This window comes from Cupriavidus sp. FW305-26 (genome assembly GCF_058787975.1).
Genome location: NZ_JBYTAH010000015.1, coordinates 29,537 through 47,383, shown reverse-complemented (window position 1 = coordinate 47,383; position 17,847 = coordinate 29,537). Strand labels below are relative to the sequence as shown.

The following is a 17,847-nucleotide window of genomic DNA, read 5'->3' as shown; positions in this document are numbered from 1 at the left end:
GCACGATCGCGCGGGGCCGATTGCCCGCGCGCCGGTCACCGCGTTCTTCCGCCTTCTTCAGCCGCCTGCCTCTCCCATGAACCTGGCCCGCTTCGATCTCGTCACGCTTGGCTTGTTCGTCGCCGTGGCCCGGCAGGGCAGCATCTCGGCCGGCGCGCGCCAGTCGCACCTGGCCGTGGCCGCCGCCAGCAAGCGCATCTCCGACCTGGAAACCGCGGTCGGCGCGCCGCTGTTCTTCCGCCATGCCGCCGGCGTGCAGCTGACCGAGGCCGGCCAGGCCTGCTTCCACCATGCGCTGACCATCCTGCAGGACGTCGAACGCATGGCCGGCGTGATGTCGGACTACGCCTCGGGCGTGCGCGGGCAGGTGCGGGTGTGCGCCAACACCTCGGCGATCACGCAGTTCCTGCCCGACGACCTGGCGTCGTTCATGCAGCGTCATCCCACCATCCGCATCGAGCTGGAAGAGCAGAACAGCCGCGATATCGTCGCCGCGCTGGTCGAGAACCGCGCCGACGTGGGCATCTTTGCCGACCGCACCCCCGCGGCCGGGCTGATGACGATCGAGTACCGGCAGGACGAGCTGGTCATCATCACGCCGCCCAACCATCCGCTGGCCGCGCGCGGCCCGGTGCACTATGCCGATACGCTGGAATTCGACTTCGTCAGCCTGCCGCAGGAAACCTCGCTGGCCGCACGCCTGCTCGAGGAGAGCAGCCGGCTCGACCGGCCGTTCCGGCTGCGCATCCAGGTGCGCAGCTTCGATGCCATGTGCCGCATGGTGATGGCCGGCCTGGGCGTGGGCGTGCTGCCGCGCATCGCTGCCGAGCCGCACGTCAAGTCGATGGGGCTGTCGCTGGTGTCGCTGCAAGACGCCTGGGCGCGCCGCTCGCTGCTGATCGGGCTGCGCGACCCGGCCGGGCTGACAGTCTCGGCCCGTCTGCTGATCACCCACCTGTGCGGGGACCGGGCGCCGTTCTGACGCGCCCGCGCTGAAGCGGCTCCGCAGCCTTTCGCGTTCCGAGAAAGCCCGCTTCTCCGATTGCCGATTCCTGGCAGGCCCCCTGCTGGGGCACACTCCGTTCGAACGCAATGTATGACAAGCCAGTCATTGGGCTTGCCGCACTGCAACAAGACACCGCATCGCACGGAGACACCCCATGGCGCAACAGATCCTCGAGGGCATTCGCGTCCTCGAACTCGGACAACTCATCGCCGGCCCCTTTGCCGCCAAGACCCTGGCCGACTTTGGCGCCCACATCATCAAGGTGGAGCCGCCGGGGCAGGGCGACCCGCTGCGCAAATGGCGCATGCTGCATGAAGGCACCTCGGTCTGGTGGGAGGCGCAGTCGCGCAACAAGGAGTCGATCTGCATCGACCTGCGCCAGCCGGAAGGCCAGGCACTGGTGCGCAAGCTGGCCGCCGAGGCCGACGTGCTGATCGAGAACTTCCGCCCCGGCACCATGGAGAAGTGGGGCCTGGGCTGGGACGTGCTGCATGCCGACAACCCGCGCCTGATCATGCTGCGCGTGTCGGGCTATGGCCAGACCGGGCCGAAGAAGGATGAGCCCGGCTTTGCCGCGGTGGCCGAAGCCATGGCCGGCCTGCGCCACCTGACCGGCGAGCCCGGCCGCGCGCCGGTGCGCGCCGGCCTGTCGCTGGGCGACACCATCGCCGGCCTGCACGGCGCCATGGGCGTGCTGCTGGCGCTGTACCAGCGCGACGCGCGCGGCGGCGAAGGCCAGGTCATCGACGTGGCGCTGTACGAGTCGCTGTTCAACCTGAGCGAAAGTCTGCTGCCGGAATACTCGGCCTTTGGCGCGGTGCGCCAGCCCGCCGGCGGCGCGCTGCCGGGGATCGCGCCGTCCAACGCGTACCCCTGTGCCAGCGGCGAATACGTGCTGGTGGCGGCCAATGGCGACGCCATCTTCAAGCGCATGATGCTGGCCATCGGCCGGCCCGACCTGGCCGACGATCCGTCGCTGGCGCAGAACGATGGCCGCGTGAAGCGCGTCGACGAGATCGATGCCGCCATCGCCGACTGGACCCGCACGCAGACGGTGGACTCGGCGCTGGCCCTGCTGCGCGACGCGCAGGTGCCGTCGGGCCGCATCTATACCGTCAAGGACATTGCCGAAGACCCGCACTACCGCGCCCGCGGCGTGATCGAGTCGGTGACCTCGGCCGGCGGGCTCACGGTGGAAGTGCCGGGCGTGGTGCCCAAGCTGTCGGCCAGCCCCGGCGAGATCCATGACCGCGCGCCGACGCTCGGCGAGCATACCGATACGGTGCTGAAGCAGGCAGGCTTCGACGACGCCGCCATCGCCGACCTGCGTGCGCGCAAGGTGATCGCATGAGCGCCGCCACCAAACTGAGCGGTCCCGCCCGCGTCGAGATCAACGAAGTCGCGCCGCGCGACGGCCTGCAGATCGAGCCGGTGGTGGTGCCGACCGATGCCAAGGTCGCCTTTCTCGACGCGCTGTCGGCCTGCGGCTTTGCCCGCATCGAAGCCACCTCGTTCACCTCGGCCCGCGCCATCCCGGCGCTGGCCGACGCCGAGGCACTGATGCACCGCATGCGGCGCCACCCGGGCGTTCGCTACACCGCGCTGGTGCCCAACCTGCGCGGGCTGGAGCGTGCGCTGTCGTGCCGGCCGGACGAGGTCAACCTGGTGATGTCGGCCAGCGAGACCCACAACCGCGCCAACCTGCGCATGACGCGCGAGCAGTCGCAAGCGCAATTGCTGGCGATGATCGAGGCGGCGCGCGGCGCCGGAGTGCCGGTCAATATTTCGCTGTCGACCGTGTTCGGCTGTCCCTTCGAGGGCGAGGTCGACAGCGCCGCGGTGATGGCACTGGCCACCCGCTTCGCCGAGGCCGGCGCGGACGGCATCACGCTGTGCGACACCACCGGCATGGCCTACCCGAACCAGGTCGCGGCGCTGTGCGAGGCCTTCCAGGCCGCGCTGCCCGATACCGGCCTGACCATCCACCTGCACAACACCCGCGGCATGGGCCTGGCCAATGCCCTGGCTGCCTGGCAGACCGGCGTGACGCGCTTCGACGCGGCCGCCGGCGGCCTCGGCGGCTGTCCGTACGCGCCGGGTGCCAGCGGCAACGTCAGCACCGAAGACCTGGTCCACATGTTCGACTGCATGGGCGTGGAGACCGGCGTCGACCTGGGCGCGCTGCTCGAGGTGGTGGCCGGCATGCCGGCGCTGGTCGGGCGCGACCTCCACAGCCAGCTGCTGAGCGCCGGCCCGCGCCTGCGCACGCACCAGCCGCCGGCCTGGATGGCGGAGCATTTCGCCGGGCAGGCATAGCCGGCACCCAGACAAGAACAACACATCCAACAGATAACGGAGACCCTCATGAAGCAAGCCCTTCAACGCAAGTCCGCCATGCCCGCACGGCGCAAGGCCGTAGCCGCCACGCTGGCGGCACTCGGTGCGGCATGGTTCGCGCCCGTCGCCCTGGCGCAGGACGGTACCTATCCCGCCCGTCCGGTGACGCTGGTGGTATCGGCCGCGGCCGGTGGCACCACCGACATCGCGGCGCGCATGATTGCGGAACCGCTGTCCAAGGCGCTCGGCCAGCCGGTGGTGGTGGACAACCGTCCCGGCGGCAACGGCAGCATCGCCGCGCAACTGGTGGCGCGGGCCAAGCCGGACGGCTACACGCTGATGCTGCAGTACTCGGGCTTCCACGTGATCACGCCGCTGCTGGTCAAGAACCTGTCGTGGGACCCGGTCAAGGACTTTGCGCCGGTGGCCAACATCCTGTCGGCGCCGCAGGTGCTGGTGGTGCGCCCGAGCCTGCCGGTCAAGTCGCTGAAGGAACTGGTGGCCTACGCCAAGGCCAATCCGGACAAGCTCAACTACGCCTCGTCGGGCAACGGCTCGCTGCAGCACGTCTCGACCGAGCTGCTGAACCAGATGGCCGGCACGAAAATCACGCACGTGCCCTACAAGGGTACCGGTCCGGCCATGACCGACCTGCTGGGCGGCTCGGTGGACCTGACCATCACCACGCCGCCGCCGCTGATGGCCCATATCGCCGCCGGCAAGCTGCGTCCGCTGGTGGTGACCAGCAAGACCCGCCTGCCCAGCCTGAAGGACGTGCCGTCGGCGCCCGAGGCCGGCTACCCCGACCTGGACGTGTCGTCGTGGTTCGCGATGTACGCACCGGCAGGCACGCCCAAGCCGGTGATCGACAAGCTGACTGGCGAAATCGACAAGATCATGCGCACCGAAGCCTTCCGCAAGAAGGCCGAGGACCTGGGCGCCGAGGCCAAGTACATGAACCCGCAGCAGCTGGGTCAGTACCAGAAGGCGGAACTCGCGCGCTGGGGCAAGGTGATCAAGTCCGCCGACATCCACGCGGAATGATGGCGCGGGCTGCGGCAAGGTGATCGAAAGGTAAGGGCGTTATGCTGGCGGGTTTGCTAGGTGTTGATACCGATGCGGTGCATCGCACCGTCCGGTAGCATCGCAATTTGCCGCACCGCGGCGCGCCCCCTTCGAGCGCATGTCGCCGCAGCGCCAGTCCACACGGGTAGGAGATCTCGCATGTATAACAAGAAATTCTGGAAGCAATTCCTGATCGCGCTGGCGCTGTTCCTGGCCGGCTGGTTCACCTTCGGCCAGGCGCAGGCACAGGGCAAGCCCGAGAAGACCAAGGTCACCATCGCGGTGGGCGGCAAGAACCTGTTCTATTACCTGCCGCTGACCATTGCCGAGCGCCTCGGCTACTTCAAGGAAGAAGGGCTGGACGTCGAGATCGTCGACTTCGCCGGCGGTGCCAAGGCCCTGCAGGCCGTGGTGGGCGGCAGCGCCGACGTGGTCTCGGGCGCCTACGAGCACACCATCAACCTGCAGGCCAAGGGCCAGCGCTACCAGGAATTCGTGCTGCAGGGCCGCGCCCCGCAGATCGTGCTGGTGGTGTCGAACAAGACCATGCCCAACTTCAAGTCGATCGCCGACCTGAAGGGCAAGAAGATCGGCGTGACCGCGCCGGGTTCGTCGACCAACATGATGGCCAACTTCGTGCTGGCCAAGTCCGGGCTGAAGCCTTCGGACGTGTCGTTCATCGGCGTGGGCGCCAGCGCCGGTGCGGTGGCAGCGATGCGCTCGGGCCAGATCGATGCGATGGCCAACCTGGACCCGGTGATCTCGATGCTGACGCAGAAGAACGAAGTGCGCATCGCCTCGGACACCCGCACGCTCAAGGACACCCAGGCCGTGTTCGGCGGCAACATGCCGTCGGGCTGCCTGTATGCGTCGCAGGCGTTTATCCAGCAGAACCCCAACACCACGCAGGCGCTGACCAATGCCATGGTGCGCGCGCTCAAGTGGCTGCAGAAGGCGGGCCCGTCGGACATCGTCAAGACTGTGCCGGAAAGCTACCTGCTGGGTGACCGCGCGCTGTACCTGGCCGCGTGGGAAAAGGTCAAGGAAGCGATCTCGCCGGACGGCACCATGCCGGCCGACGGCCCGCGCACCGCGTTCAACGCGCTGAGCCAGTTCGACGCCGAGCTCAAGGGCAAGCCGGTCAAGCTGGAAGAGACCTACACCAACGCCTTCGTGCAGAAGGCCAACGCCAAGTACAAGTAAGACCCTCGCCGTCGATGCCATCGGCCCGCTGTCCGCAGCGGGCCTTTGCTTTGAATCCTTGACGGCCAATCCATCATCACCCGCCCGCGCCGCGCCCCCCGGCGCCGCCACGGCGGGACCGAGACGGTTCACCATGAGCACTCCCGCACTTTCCCTCGACAAGGTCACCTGCACTTTTGTCTCGCGCGATGACCGCAGCCAGCGCTATACCGCGGTCCAGGACGTCACGCTGTCGATCCAGCCCGGCGAATTCGTCTCCGTGGTCGGCCCCACCGGCTGCGGCAAATCCACGCTGCTCAACGTCGGCGCCGGCCTGCTGGAACCCTCCAGCGGCGAGATTCGCGTGTTCGGCGATCCCCTGCGCGGCATCAACCGCCGCGCCGGCTATATGTTCCAGACCGAGGCGCTGATGCCCTGGCGCAGCGCGCTGGACAACGTCGTCGCCGGCCTGGAGTTCCGCGGCGTGGCGCGCGCCGAGGCCGTGCAGCAGGGCGAGGAATGGCTGCGCCGCGTGGGCCTGGGCGGCTTTGGCGACCGCTATCCGCACCAGCTTTCGGGCGGCATGCGCAAGCGTGTCGCGCTGGCGCAGACGCTGGTGCTGGACCCGGACATCATCCTGATGGACGAGCCGTTCTCGGCGCTGGATATCCAGACCCGCCAGCTGATGGAGAACGAGGTGCTGGAGCTGTGGGCCGCCAAGCGCAAGGCCGTGCTCTTCATCACCCACGACCTGGACGAGGCCATTGCCATGAGCGACCGTGTGGTGGTGCTGTCGGCCGGCCCCGGCACACACCCGATCGGCGAGTTCGAGATCGACCTGCCGCGCCCGCGCGACGTGGCCGAGATCCGCAACCATCCGCGTTTTGTCGAGCTGCACGCCGCGATCTGGGACGTGCTGCGCGAGGAAGTGCTCAAGGGCTACGCCCAGCAGCGCAAGGTGGCGTGAGCCCTCCAACCTAACAAGACCTGAATCCCGATGGCATTCCGTACTGATTCCAAGGGCATGTTGCGCGTCTGGCAGCTGCTCGTCCTGGTGGTGATCCTCGGCGTGTGGCATATGGCCACGCGCTCGCAGCAGGTTGCCTTTTTCTTCGGCGAACCGCTGATGGTGGCGCAGCGCATCTGGAGCTGGTTTATCGTCGAGCGCGATATCTACCTGCACCTGGGCGTGACGCTGATCGAAACCGTGCTGGCCTTCGGCATCGGCACGGTGGCGGGGCTGGGCGTGGGCCTGTGGCTGGCGCTGAGCCCGATGACCTCGGCCATCCTCGACCCCTACGTCAAGGCCATGAACTCGATGCCGCGCGTGATCCTGGCACCGATCTTCGCGGTCTGGTTCGGCCTGGGCATCTGGTCGAAGGTGGCGCTGGCGGTGACGCTGGTGTTTTTCATCGTCTTCTTCAACGTCTACCAGGGCGTCAAGGAAGTGAGCCCGGTGGTGCTGGCCAACGCGCGCATGCTGGGCGCCAACCAGAAGCAGCTGCTGCGCCATGTCTACCTGCCCAGCGCCACCAGCTGGGTGTTCTCGTCGCTGCATACCTCGGTGGGCCTGGCCTTCGTGGGCGCGGTGGTGGGCGAATACCTGGGCTCGGCGCGCGGCGTGGGCTACCTGATCCTGCAGGCCGAAGGCACCTTCGACATCAATACCGTGTTTGCCGGCATCGTGGTGCTGACGGCGTTTGCGCTGGTGCTGGACTGGATGGTCGGCATGGGTGAGAAGCGGCTGATGAAGTGGCAGCCGAAGAGCGGGGAGACGGAGAAGCTTTGATGCAGGACTTGCCGGTAAGCGTTGCTGGCCGGCGGTTTGCTCCCTCTCCCGCTTACGGGAGAGGGAGCGCCCAAGCGGTCAAGAGCAAGTCTCGGGCTTGTGGCCGGCAGCGCTGAAGTTTACAGACACCGTCAGCCCGCCTCCGGGCGTATCCGCAAGCTCCACCGCTGCACCATGCAGCCGCGCGATCTCGCGCACGATCGACAGCCCCAGCCCGGTCCCTTCCACGGACTGTCCGCTCTCGCCGCGATAGAAGCGCCGGAACACCGCATCGCGCTCTGCCGGAGCAATGCCGGGGCCGTTGTCGATCACCTGCAGCCGCGGCACGCCGCCGTGCAGCGCCACGCGCACCGTGACCACCGCACCGCGCCCCGCATAGCGGATCGCGTTGTCGATCAGATTGCCCGTCAGCTCCTGCAGCAGCTCCGCCTGCCCGGCGACCTCCACCGACCCTTCCTGCTCGAAGCCCAGGTCGACCTCGCTGCCACGCGCCACCGGCGCCCAGTCCAGTGCCACGCCTTGCGCCAGCGCATCGAGCCGCAGCGGCCCGAGCGTGGGCATATAGCCCGCATCAGGCTCCAGCCGCGACAGCGACAGCAGCTGCTGTACGCCCTTGGAGGCATGGCGCACGGTGCCGTGCAGCAGCCGCATATGCTCGCGCACGCGTTCAGCGTCGCGCTCGCGCAGCGCCAGCTCGGACTGCGCCTGGATGATCGCCAGCGGCGTCTTGAGCTGGTGCGCAGCATCGGCAAAGAAGCGCTTGCGCGCCTGCACCATGCCGTGGAGCCGGTCCATGTACTGGTTCAGCGCCTGCACCAGCGGCTTCATCTCGGCGGGCAGGTCCTTCTGCTCGATCGGGTCGAGCTGCGTGCCGCGTCGCGCCACCGTGTCGGAGAGCCGGTTCAGCGGCCGCAGCCCGCGCCGCACGCCGAGCCAGACGATGCCCAGCGCCAGCGTCACCAGCATCAGCTCCTGCAGCAGCGAGCCGATCAGGATGTCGCGCGCCAGCAGCTGGCGCGGCTCGATGGTTTCGCCCACCAGCACCCACACCAGGCGCGTGCGCGCCGAGCCCACGTCGTGCACCGGCAGCGCCTGGGCCGCCATGCGCAGCGGGTGCTCGCGGAAGACAGTGTCGTAGAACTCGGTGCGGTACAGCCGCAGCGGCGCCTCGGCCGGCATCGGCAGGTCGTCGTAGCCGGTCACGGTTGCGCCGTCCTCGTCGCGGATGCGGTAGAAGATGCGCGGGCCGGCCTGGTCGTCGAAGAGTTCCAGCGCGAGGTTTGGCACGTCGACCTGGAGCCGCCCCTCGCGCAGGCGGATGCCTTCGCGCATTGCGCGCAGCGACGCCTCCAGCGTGCGGTCGAAGGCGATATGCGCGGCAGACATGGCGCGCTCATAGGTCAGCCACGCATCGAAGGCGAGCAGGGCCATCAGCGGCAGCAGCAGCCATAGCGACAGCTGCAGGCGCAGGCTGGGCGCCTGTCGTGGAAGCCTCATGCCGCCGGCCGCGCTTCGAGCAGATAGCCCAGCCCGCGCAGCGTGACGATGGCCACGCCGCTGCCGTCGAGCTTCTTGCGCAGCCGGTGCACGTAGATCTCGATCGCATCCGGGTTGACCGATTCGTCGATGCCGAAGATCTTCTCCGACAGCGCCGCCTTGTTCACCGCGCGCCCATCGCGCAGCAGCAGCACCTCGAGCACGGCGCGTTCGCGCCCGGTCAGCGGCAGCAGCTCGCCGTGCAGCAGGACGGCACGGCTGACGCTGTCGTAGTGCAGCGGGCCGCAGGCGATCTGCGTGCTCTCATGCCCGTGGGCACGGCGGATCAGCGCGCGGGCGCGCGCTTCCAGTTCGGACAGGTCGAAGGGCTTGGCCAGGTAGTCGTCGGCGCCCAGGTCCAGGCCGCGCACGCGGTCTTCGACCGAGCCGTGCGCGGTCAGGATCAGCACCGGCAGCGGGTTGCGGCGCTGGCGCAGGCGGCGCAGCACTTCCAGGCCGTCCAGTCCGGGCAGGCCCAGGTCCAGGATCAGCAGCGCGTAGTCCTGCGTGCTGAGCAGGTTGTCGGCGCTGCGGCCGTCGTGCATGCAGTCGACCGTGAAGCCGGCCTGGCCCAGGGCCTGGCTCAGGGAATTGGCCAGCATCACGTTGTCTTCGGCAAGCAGGATACGCATGGGGCAGGGCAGTCAGGCGGCAATACGGAAATCCGGCCGGAACGGCCGAGGCCAGACAGATACAGGGAAGTGCGCCGGCTTAGAAGCTAGGGAAACCCCCAATCCCGCAGCGGCGCCGTGCCCGCGAAAAGCCTGCATTCCGAAAGCGAACTGAAAGTGCGCGTCCCCTACCATCCGGCCGGCTAATGATTCACACAACAAGCACAAGCAAGGAGATAGCATGAAGCGTAGGGCAATGGCATTCGCAGCGATGGGTCTGGCTGCGGCCGGATCGGCATCCGCCCAATCGAGCGTGACCATGTATGGCCTGGTGGACGCCGGCATCGAATATGTCAGCCACGCGGGTCCGGACGGCTCGGCGGTCAAGCTGACCTCGGGCGGCAAGAACACCTCGCGCTGGGGCATCCGCGGCAGCGAAGACCTGGGCGGCGGCCTGAAGGCGATCTTCGCCCTGGAAAGCGGCATCGCCATCGACACCGGCAGGCTGGACACCGACAACACGCTGTTCGATCGCCGTGCCACGGTGGGCCTGGCAAGCCGCTACGGCCAGGTGGTGCTGGGCCGCACCTTTACCACGACCTACGACTTCATGCTGCCGTTCGACCCGATGGGCTACGCGCCGGCCTATTCGTGGGCTACTTCGTCGACCGCCACCGGCGGCCGCAAGGACGGCCTGTTCTCGCGCGCCTCGAACGCGGTCCGCTATGACGGCAGCTTCGGCGGCCTGAAGCTGGGCGCCACCGTGGCCATGGGCGAGGTGGCGGGGGACTTCAAGAGCTCGTCCAAGTACGCGCTGGGGGTGGGCTACAGCGCCGGCAAGTTTGCCGCGGCCGCCACCTGGGACCGCCAGAACGGCGCCGGCAGCAGCACCACGCCGGCCGACAGCACCGACTACATCCAGGGCATCCATGCCGGCGCCAGCTATGACTTCGGCGACCTGAAGCTGTTTGCCGGCTACCGCAACTACAAGCGCACCTTCACCACCGGCGCGGCGACGGACCGCAGCGACATGTACTGGGGCGGCGCCAGCTATGACTTCACGCCGGCCTTCACGCTGTACGGCGCGGTCTACAAGCAGAACATCAAGGGCGGCAACAACGCCGACCCGATCCTGTTCTCGCTGCGCGGCCAGTACGCGCTGTCCAAGCGCACGCTGGCCTACCTGTCGGTGGGCTATGCTGATGCGCGCAACGGGCAGAACGTCAGCGTCTCGCGCGACCTGGTCGGCTTCGCCAATAACCAGACCGGCGTCATGGCCGGCCTGCAGCACCGCTTCTGAGGAAGGGGCGGCCTGAATGGCCTGAATGGCCTGAATGGCCGGAATGGCCGGAATGGCCTCATCGGCCTGTTGGGAACTGCCGGCCGCCTGGCGCATGGGTGTGCGCCATCGAGGGCGGCTGGCAGCTTGAGGTGCGTTGCCTCAGCCGGGCGCAGGGCGTAGCCGCACGCCTTGCGCCCTTCTTTTACCGGCGGGCAGGGCGCGCCGCCGGCGTGCGTGCCGCTCAGGGCACGATCACGATCTTGCCGGTGACCTTGCGCGCTTCCATGTCCTTGAGCGCCTGCGGAGCCTGCTCCAGCGGATAGCGCGCCGAGATATGCGGGCGGATCTTGCCTTCCTTCATCCAGCCCAGCATCTGCGCCATATTGGCCTGGTTGGCCTTGGGCTCGCGCCGCACGAAGTCGCCCCAGAACACGCCCACCAGCGAGGCGCCCTTGAGCAGCGCCAGGTTCAGCGGCAGCTTGGGGATCTCGCCGTTGGCAAAACCCACTACCAGGTAGCGGCCGCGCCAGCCGATCGAACGGAAGGCCGGTTCGGCATAGATGCCGCCCACCGGGTCATAGATCACGTCCGGACCCTTGCCATCGGTCAGCGCCTTGATGCGTTCGCGCAGGTCCTCGGTGCTGTAGTTGATCAGCGCGTCGGCGCCGTGCTCCTTGCACACCGCCAGCTTCTCGTCGGTCGAGGCGGCGGCGATCACGCGCGCGCCGATGGCCTTGCCGATCTCGATCGCCGCCAGGCCCACGCCGCCGGCCGCGCCCAGCACCAGCATGGTCTGGCCGGCCTTCAGCTCGCCCCGGTCGATGACCGCGTGGTGTGAGGTGCCGTAGGTCAGCGTGAACGCCGCCGCGGTCTCGAAGTCGATGCCGGGCGGCATCGGCACCACCGACGCCGCAGGCGCCTTGGCCTGGCTGGCGAACGCGCCGTTGCCCAGGTAGGCGATCACCTTGTCGCCGGGCTTGACGTGGGTGACGCCTTCGCCGACCGCATTGACCACGCCGGCCAGCTCCGAGCCCGGGCTGAACGGCAGGGCAGGCTTGGCCTGGTATTTGTTCTGGATGATGAGCACATCCGGGAAGTTGACGGCGGCCGCCTTGACGTCGATGACCACTTCGCCCTTGGCCGGCACCAGGTCAGGCAGGGTTTCGATGGTCAGCGAATCGGGCGGGCCCCAGGCTTTGCACAGTACGGCTTTCATCTTGTCTCCGGTGATGTTGGTGGCATTTCACGCCAGTCAAGCTTATGCGGGCGGGCAGGGCAAGTGTAGCGTAGAAATAGCACGGTCGTTCTGTTCCATGTCCAAGCTATGGAGGTGGTTATTTGCGGGCTGCATACAGCGCCAGAAACGTGCTTTCAGGGCGGCGCACGGGCCGCTTGCGCGCGCGCGCTCAGGTACAATCGCGCCATGCATATCCTTCTCGCCAACGACGACGGTTATCTCGCGCCGGGACTGGCCGTTTTGCATGCCGCGCTCGCGCCGCTGGGCCGGATCACGGTCATCGCGCCGGAGCAGAACCATAGCGGTGCCTCCAACTCCCTGACCCTGCAGCGGCCGCTGTCGATCTACGAAGCGCGCGAAGGCGTGCAAAAAGGTTTTCGCTTCGTCAACGGAACACCGACCGACTGCGTGCATATCGCACTGACGGGCCTGCTGGAAGAGAAACCCGACCTGGTGGTGTCCGGCATCAACCAGGGACAGAACATGGGCGAAGACGTGCTGTACTCCGGCACCGTCGCCGCCGCCATCGAGGGCTACCTGCTGGGCATTCCGTCGGTCGCCTTCTCGCAGGTGGACAAGGGCTGGGAGCACCTGGACGCCGCGGCACGCGTGGCGCGCACCGTGGTGGAGCGCATCATCGGCACGCCGCCGGCCGAGCCGTTCCTGCTCAACGTCAATATCCCGAACCTGCCGTTCGAACATATCAAGGGCTACCGTGCCACGCGCCTGGGCAAGCGCCATCCGTCGCAGCCGGTGATCACGCAGGTCAATCCGCGCGGCGACACCAACTACTGGATCGGTCCGGCGGGCGATGCGCGCGATGCCAGCGAGGGTACCGATTTCCATGCAGCTGCGGCGGGCTATGTTTCGCTCACGCCGTTGCAGCTCGACCTGACGCACCGCGGGCAGCTCGACGCGCTCGACCAGTGGTTGAAGTAGGCCACCGATCCGCAGTGTCGCGCCCCCGATGAGCACCACGCCCCCTCGCAACAAGTTTCCGCTGCCGCTCGATGCGGTAGTCGAGCGCAAGCCCGCACCGGCCCGCACCGCCGGCTTGCCTGCCGTGGGCACGCCGCGGCCGGCCGCGCCCACACCGGCGCCAGCCAAGCCGGCCAAGCCGCGCCTGCCGCGCACCGCCGCACCGGCGCCCGCGCCGGTGCCTGCAAGCGCGGTCGAGCAACGCGCCTCGGCGGCCACCGCGGGCGGCGGCGGCATGGCCTCGGCGCGCGCGCGCGCGGCGCTGGCGGCGCGGCTGCGTGCCGCGGGCATCCGCGACGAGCGCGTGCTGTCGGCCATTGCCACCGTGCCGCGCCACTTGTTCGTCGAGCCGGGACTGGCATCGCAGGCGTATGAGGACGCCGCGCTGCCGATCGGCCACCAGCAGACCATTTCCAAGCCGTCGGTGGTGGCGCGCATGATCGAGCTGCTGCGCGAGGGCCTGGCCGCCGACGCGCCGCTGGAGCGCGTGCTCGAGATCGGCACCGGCTGCGGCTACCAGGCCGCGGTGCTGAGCCAGGTCGCGCGCGAGGTCTTCTCGATCGAGCGCATCCGCCCGCTGCACGAGCAGGCCAAGGCCAACCTGCGGCCGCTGCGCGTGCCCAACCTGCGCCTGCACTACGGCGACGGCATGCTGGGGCTGCCCCAGGCGGCGCCGTTTTCGGCCATCATCCTGGCCGCGGCCGGCATGGAGGTGCCCGAGGCGCTGCTGGAGCAGCTGGCCATCGGTGGGCGCCTGATCGCCCCGGTGGCGGTGATGCCGCCGGCGGGCGTGCCAGGCCAGACCGTCACGCAGCAGCTGTTGCTGATCGAGCGGCGCAACCGCCATCGATTTCACAGAACCGCGCTTGAAGCCGTTTTCTTTGTGCCCTTAAAATCGGGCACCATCTGAGTCGAACTATGCACAACATCGTGAAATCGCAATATTTCGCACGCGCCGGACAACTTTTTGCGGCCTCGGCGCTGACGGCCCTGCTGGCCGCCTGCGCCAATTCGCCGATGCCGGCACCCGTGGTTGATCGTACCTCCACTTCCGGTACCACGGCCGCGACGCTGGAACCGGCGCCCCCCGGATACTATCGGGTCAAGCGAGGCGATACCCTTTACCGTATCGCGCTGGAGAACGGCCAGTCGTATCGCGATGTGGCAACGTGGAACAACCTGACCAATGTGAACCAGATCGAGGTCGGCCAGCTGCTGCGCATCGTGCCGCCGGGTGCCGACGTCAACACTGCGCCCGGCGTGGCCACCATGCCGGTGGCGCCGGGCACGGTGCAGGCGCAGCCGATCGACCAGGCCCGCCCGGCCGCCACGCCGGTGCCTCCGGCCGCGGCCGCTTCGGCGCCTGCGGCAACGCCCGCCGCGCCCGCCGCGGCCGCCGCGCCGGTCACCGATGGCTCGATGAAGCTGGCCTGGCCGGCAACCGGCCAGACGGTCGGGAAATTCGACGACAAGGGTAATAAAGGCATCGATATTGCGGGTAAGAAGGGCGATGCGGTGCTGGCCGCGGACGATGGTCGGGTGATTCACGTTGGCCCCTTGCGCGGCTACGGGAATCTTGTCATCATCAAACACAACGAGACATTTCTTACTGCTTACGGGCACAACGACAAGGTGCTCGTGGCTGAGCAATCCGCGGTCCGAAAAGGCCAGAAGATTGCGGAGATGGGCAACAGCGATACCGACCGGGTAAAGCTTCACTTCGAAGTCCGCAAGAACGGAAAACCGGTTGATCCGATGCGGTACCTGCCGCCACAGTGAGGGTTCATGCCACGCCAGAAAACTGTCTCCTCCGGAACCGTAAGCAGGGCTCGCCGTCCCAAGCAGCCGGAAGTGAAGGCTGGTGTGGCACATCCCGACGCGCGCGCCGATGCTGAAGGCTTCGAGCCTGATCTCGCCGCCGAACTGATTCCCGTGACCGACGAGCCCATCGCCACGTCCACTTCGGTGGGCCTGCGCGAGGCCGACCTGCTTGCCGACGACAGTGAGCGCATCGTGCGCGACGACGACGAGGACGAGTCGGAAGACGAGGAAGAAGAGAGCGCGGAAAATGGCACCGACAGTGCCGCCCCCGAGCATGATGATTTCCGCACCGTGCTGCATACCGAGCTGGCTGCGGACACCGTCCAGCACTACCTGAACCGCATCAGCATCAAGCCGCTGCTGTCGGCCCCGGAAGAGCTGCATTTCTCCACGCTGGCCAAGGACGGCGACTTTGCCGCGCGCCAGGTCATGATCGAGCGCAACCTGCGGCTGGTGGTCAGTATCGCCAAGGGCTACCTCAATCGCGGCGTGCCGCTGCTCGACCTGATCGAGGAAGGCAACCTGGGCCTGATGCACGCGATTGAAAAATTCGATCCGTCGCGCGGTTTCCGCTTCTCGACGTACGCGACCTGGTGGATCCGCCAGAGCATCGAGCGCGCCATCATGAACCAGGCGCGCACGGTCCGCCTGCCGGTCCACGTGATCCGCGAACTCAACCAGGTGCTGCGCGCCAAGCGCCATCTGGAGAAGGGCGGCACCGACGGGCGCGACGCCAGCCTTGAAGACATCGCCCACCTGCTGGGCAAGACGCCGGACGAAGTGCAGGACGTCCTGGCACTCAACGAACATACCACCTCGCTCGATACGCCGTTCGATCTCGATCCTGGCTCGAGCCTCCTGGATTTCCTCTCCGACGAGCACAACGCCGCCCCCGACCAGGAGGTGGCGCACCGCGAGCTGGAAGGGCTGATGAAGCTCTGGCTGGCGCGCCTGTCGGAAAAGCATCGCTATGTGGTGGAGCGCCGCTTCGGCCTCAACCATATCGAGCCCGCCACGCTGGAAGAGCTGGCCGAGGAAATGGGCCTCACGCGCGAGCGCGTGCGCCAGATCCAGCAGGAGGCGCTGGTCAAGCTCAAGCGGCATTTCGCTTCGCAAGGTGTCAGGAAGGACGCTGTTCTATGACCCCTGTGCTGGTATTCGACATCGAGACCATTCCCGATGTTGCCGGCCTGCGCCGTTTGCATGACCATCCCGATGCGATGAGCGACGCCGAAGTCGCCGAGCATGCGTTTGCCGCCCGCCGCGAAAAGACCGGCAGCGATTTTCTCCCGCACTACCTGCAGCGCATCGCGGCGATTTCCTGCGTGCTGCGCCGCACGCACCGCGACGGCTCGGCGGTGTTCCACGTCGGCTCGCTCGGCACGCCGGAAGACGGCGAGGCCACGCTGATCCAGAAGTTCTATGAACTGATCGCGCGCTACAGCCCGCAACTGGTTTCATGGAACGGCGGCGGCTTTGACCTGCCGGTGCTGCATTATCGCGGCCTGGTCAACGGCGTCACCGCGCCGCGCTACTGGGAGATGGGCGAGGGCCGCGACGACGACAGCCGCGACTTCAAGTGGAACAACTACATCAGCCGCTACCACATGCGGCACCTGGACCTGATGGACCTGCTGGCCATGTACCAGCCCCGCGCCAGCGCGCCGCTGGATGACCTGGCCAAGCTGTGCGGCTTTCCGGGCAAGATGGGGATGGACGGCAGCAAGGTCTGGCAGGCGTTCCAGGCCGGCCAGCTCGACGAGATCCGCGCCTATTGCGAGACCGACGTCGTCAACACCTACCTGATGTACTGCCGCTTCCAGCTGATGCGCGGCGGCATGTCGCCGCGCGAGTTCGACATCGAGATGGAGTTCGTCCAGGAGTCATTGGCCGAGCTGCCCGGCGAGCAGTGGATGGAATACCTGCAGGCATTCCGGCTGCAGCGTCTCACGCCCGAAGCCGAAGACCTCGACTGAGCACGGCGGCGACGCGCCGCCGACACGAATTCACAAATCCAGCGACAGCAGGATCGGCTGGTGGTCCGAGTTGGCCGTATCGGCATCGACCTCGCAGCGCCGGATCCGCCCGGCGAGATTCTCGGTCACGAACATGAAATCGCAGGCGAACGGCGGCTCCGGCCATTGCTCCTTGTCGTACAGGGCGCAGGTCGGCGCATGCGGCTGGCCTGGGTGTGTGTGCAGCCAGGCATCGCGCCAGGGCGGCGTGGCATCGTCAAAGGGCTCGAGCACACGGCGGTAGGCGATATCGTCAGGCTTGCTATTGAAGTCGCCGCACAGGACGGCCTCGGCCGGGCGCGGCTCCGGCGTGAACGGGCCCGGCCATTTCTCGCTGCGGCCTGGGCGGCGCGCATGGTCGCAGGCTTCGGCGTGCCAGGTGCGCAAGGCTTCGGCCTGGGCGGCGCGCTGGTGTGATGAGTAATACTCCAGGTGCGTGCAGATCACGCGCAGCCGCCGGGTGCTGACTTCGACCGAGGCTTCCAGCGCCACGCGCGGCATCGAGGCCACCTGCGGGTCCGCCGGCCAGGGCAGGGCGTGGCGGAAGACTTCGCGCACCGGCAGGCGCGTGGCGATGAGGTTGCCGAACTGCTTGCGTCCTCCGGTGGTGGTGCGCCGGTCGACACCAGGCGCGTAGAGCAGGTGGTAGCCGGGCAGCAGGGCAGTCAACTCCGTCACCTGGTCTTCCCCCGGGCTGCCGCGCAGTTCACCGAAGCCGCGCGTGACCTCCTGCAGGCAGATGACGTCGGCATCGGCAATGCCGCGCAAGGTGTCGACCTGCCGGCCCAGGTCGACATGCCCGTCGGCGCCGCGACCCCATTGGATATTCCAGGAAATCAGTTCCATTTGCCGTCTCCGTCACGTCGCCGGGAAGCAGCCGCCGATGCCGGCCCGGTCTGGCATACAATCCCGCTTTCACAAAACAATACGTCAGGTTTCGTCTGGTGTCCCAAGCCGTGTCCTCCCCACAAGAAACGCCGGCAGCCCC

The 17,847-nt window shown here is 67.7% G+C and carries 17 protein-coding genes; 13 read left to right on the top strand and 4 right to left on the bottom strand.

The window, feature by feature from the left end; translation table 11 throughout:
- Positions 1-76 precede the first annotated feature (76 nt).
- The 7 genes from AC3WQZ_RS11400 to AC3WQZ_RS11370 all read left to right on the top strand — a co-directional run bounded on the left by AC3WQZ_RS11400 (position 77) and on the right by AC3WQZ_RS11370 (position 7,379).
- Entirely contained in the window at positions 77-982 is a 906-nt protein-coding gene (locus tag AC3WQZ_RS11400) for a LysR family transcriptional regulator (RefSeq protein ID WP_010814256.1), read from the top strand.
- Between the two features lie 178 nt (positions 983-1,160).
- The gene (locus tag AC3WQZ_RS11395) at positions 1,161-2,357 is read left to right on the top strand and encodes a CaiB/BaiF CoA transferase family protein (RefSeq protein ID WP_010814255.1); all 1,197 of its coding nucleotides are present in this window, start codon (positions 1,161-1,163) and stop codon (positions 2,355-2,357) included.
- Positions 2,354-3,322 carry a hydroxymethylglutaryl-CoA lyase gene (locus AC3WQZ_RS11390; RefSeq protein ID WP_058697192.1) on the top strand — a complete coding sequence of 323 codons (969 nt, stop codon included), beginning with the start codon at positions 2,354-2,356 and terminating at the stop codon, positions 3,320-3,322. The genes AC3WQZ_RS11395 and AC3WQZ_RS11390 overlap by 4 nt, the downstream gene beginning before the upstream one ends.
- Positions 3,323-3,370: 48 nt before the next feature.
- Positions 3,371-4,387: a Bug family tripartite tricarboxylate transporter substrate binding protein gene (locus AC3WQZ_RS11385; RefSeq protein WP_011615631.1), complete on the top strand. Its 1,017-nt coding sequence runs from the start codon at positions 3,371-3,373 to the stop codon at positions 4,385-4,387.
- Between the two features lie 180 nt (positions 4,388-4,567).
- Positions 4,568-5,611, top strand: a complete 1,044-nt coding sequence (locus tag AC3WQZ_RS11380) for an ABC transporter substrate-binding protein (RefSeq protein ID WP_010814252.1) — start codon at positions 4,568-4,570, stop codon at positions 5,609-5,611.
- A gap of 133 nt (positions 5,612-5,744) precedes the next feature.
- Positions 5,745-6,557 (top strand): ABC transporter ATP-binding protein, encoded by an 813-nt coding sequence (locus AC3WQZ_RS11375; RefSeq protein WP_439668041.1) that lies wholly within the window; start codon positions 5,745-5,747, stop codon positions 6,555-6,557.
- A gap of 30 nt (positions 6,558-6,587) precedes the next feature.
- Positions 6,588-7,379: an ABC transporter permease gene (locus AC3WQZ_RS11370; RefSeq protein WP_010814250.1), complete on the top strand. Its 792-nt coding sequence runs from the start codon at positions 6,588-6,590 to the stop codon at positions 7,377-7,379.
- A 78-nt stretch (positions 7,380-7,457) separates the two neighbouring features.
- Here AC3WQZ_RS11370 and AC3WQZ_RS11365 read toward each other — a convergent pair whose 3' ends face one another.
- Together AC3WQZ_RS11365 and AC3WQZ_RS11360 are read right to left on the bottom strand one after the other, a co-directional pair.
- Positions 7,458-8,876 (bottom strand): sensor histidine kinase, encoded by a 1,419-nt coding sequence (locus AC3WQZ_RS11365; RefSeq protein WP_010814249.1) that lies wholly within the window; start codon positions 8,874-8,876, stop codon positions 7,458-7,460.
- Positions 8,873-9,547: a response regulator gene (locus AC3WQZ_RS11360; protein WP_010814248.1), complete on the bottom strand. Its 675-nt coding sequence runs from the start codon at positions 9,545-9,547 to the stop codon at positions 8,873-8,875. The genes AC3WQZ_RS11365 and AC3WQZ_RS11360 overlap by 4 nt, the downstream gene beginning before the upstream one ends.
- A 220-nt stretch (positions 9,548-9,767) precedes the next feature.
- On the opposite strand from AC3WQZ_RS11360, the gene AC3WQZ_RS11355 reads away from it, so the two are divergent.
- On the top strand, positions 9,768-10,826 hold the full coding sequence (locus AC3WQZ_RS11355) for a porin (protein WP_037024946.1): 1,059 nt from the start codon (positions 9,768-9,770) through the stop codon (positions 10,824-10,826).
- A 223-nt stretch (positions 10,827-11,049) separates the two neighbouring features.
- On the opposite strand, the gene AC3WQZ_RS11350 is transcribed toward AC3WQZ_RS11355, so the two are convergent.
- Positions 11,050-12,024 carry an NADPH:quinone oxidoreductase family protein gene (locus tag AC3WQZ_RS11350; protein WP_010814246.1) on the bottom strand — a complete coding sequence of 325 codons (975 nt, stop codon included), beginning with the start codon at positions 12,022-12,024 and terminating at the stop codon, positions 11,050-11,052.
- A 207-nt stretch (positions 12,025-12,231) separates the two neighbouring features.
- On the opposite strand from AC3WQZ_RS11350, the gene surE reads away from it, so the two are divergent.
- Genes surE through AC3WQZ_RS11325 form a run of 5 tightly spaced genes read left to right on the top strand, consistent with a single transcriptional unit; the run spans position 12,232 to position 16,820 of the window.
- Positions 12,232-12,984 carry a 5'/3'-nucleotidase SurE gene (gene surE / locus AC3WQZ_RS11345; protein ID WP_010814245.1) on the top strand — a complete coding sequence of 251 codons (753 nt, stop codon included), beginning with the start codon at positions 12,232-12,234 and terminating at the stop codon, positions 12,982-12,984.
- Between the two features lie 28 nt (positions 12,985-13,012).
- The gene (locus AC3WQZ_RS11340) at positions 13,013-13,933 is read left to right on the top strand and encodes a protein-L-isoaspartate(D-aspartate) O-methyltransferase (protein ID WP_011615630.1); all 921 of its coding nucleotides are present in this window, start codon (positions 13,013-13,015) and stop codon (positions 13,931-13,933) included.
- A gap of 8 nt (positions 13,934-13,941) precedes the next feature.
- Positions 13,942-14,802 carry a peptidoglycan DD-metalloendopeptidase family protein gene (locus AC3WQZ_RS11335; RefSeq protein WP_058697189.1) on the top strand — a complete coding sequence of 287 codons (861 nt, stop codon included), beginning with the start codon at positions 13,942-13,944 and terminating at the stop codon, positions 14,800-14,802.
- Between the two features lie 6 nt (positions 14,803-14,808).
- Complete coding sequence (gene rpoS / locus AC3WQZ_RS11330; RefSeq protein ID WP_011615628.1) at positions 14,809-15,987, top strand: RNA polymerase sigma factor RpoS; 1,179 nt, start codon at positions 14,809-14,811, stop codon at positions 15,985-15,987.
- Positions 15,984-16,820 carry a 3'-5' exonuclease gene (locus tag AC3WQZ_RS11325; RefSeq protein ID WP_058697188.1) on the top strand — a complete coding sequence of 279 codons (837 nt, stop codon included), beginning with the start codon at positions 15,984-15,986 and terminating at the stop codon, positions 16,818-16,820. Before rpoS ends, AC3WQZ_RS11325 begins: the two co-directional genes overlap by 4 nt.
- Before the next feature lie 30 nt (positions 16,821-16,850).
- Here the strand turns inward: AC3WQZ_RS11325 and AC3WQZ_RS11320 are convergent, their stop codons facing one another.
- Positions 16,851-17,705 carry an endonuclease/exonuclease/phosphatase family protein gene (locus tag AC3WQZ_RS11320; protein WP_439668038.1) on the bottom strand — a complete coding sequence of 285 codons (855 nt, stop codon included), beginning with the start codon at positions 17,703-17,705 and terminating at the stop codon, positions 16,851-16,853.
- Positions 17,706-17,847 lie beyond the last annotated feature (142 nt).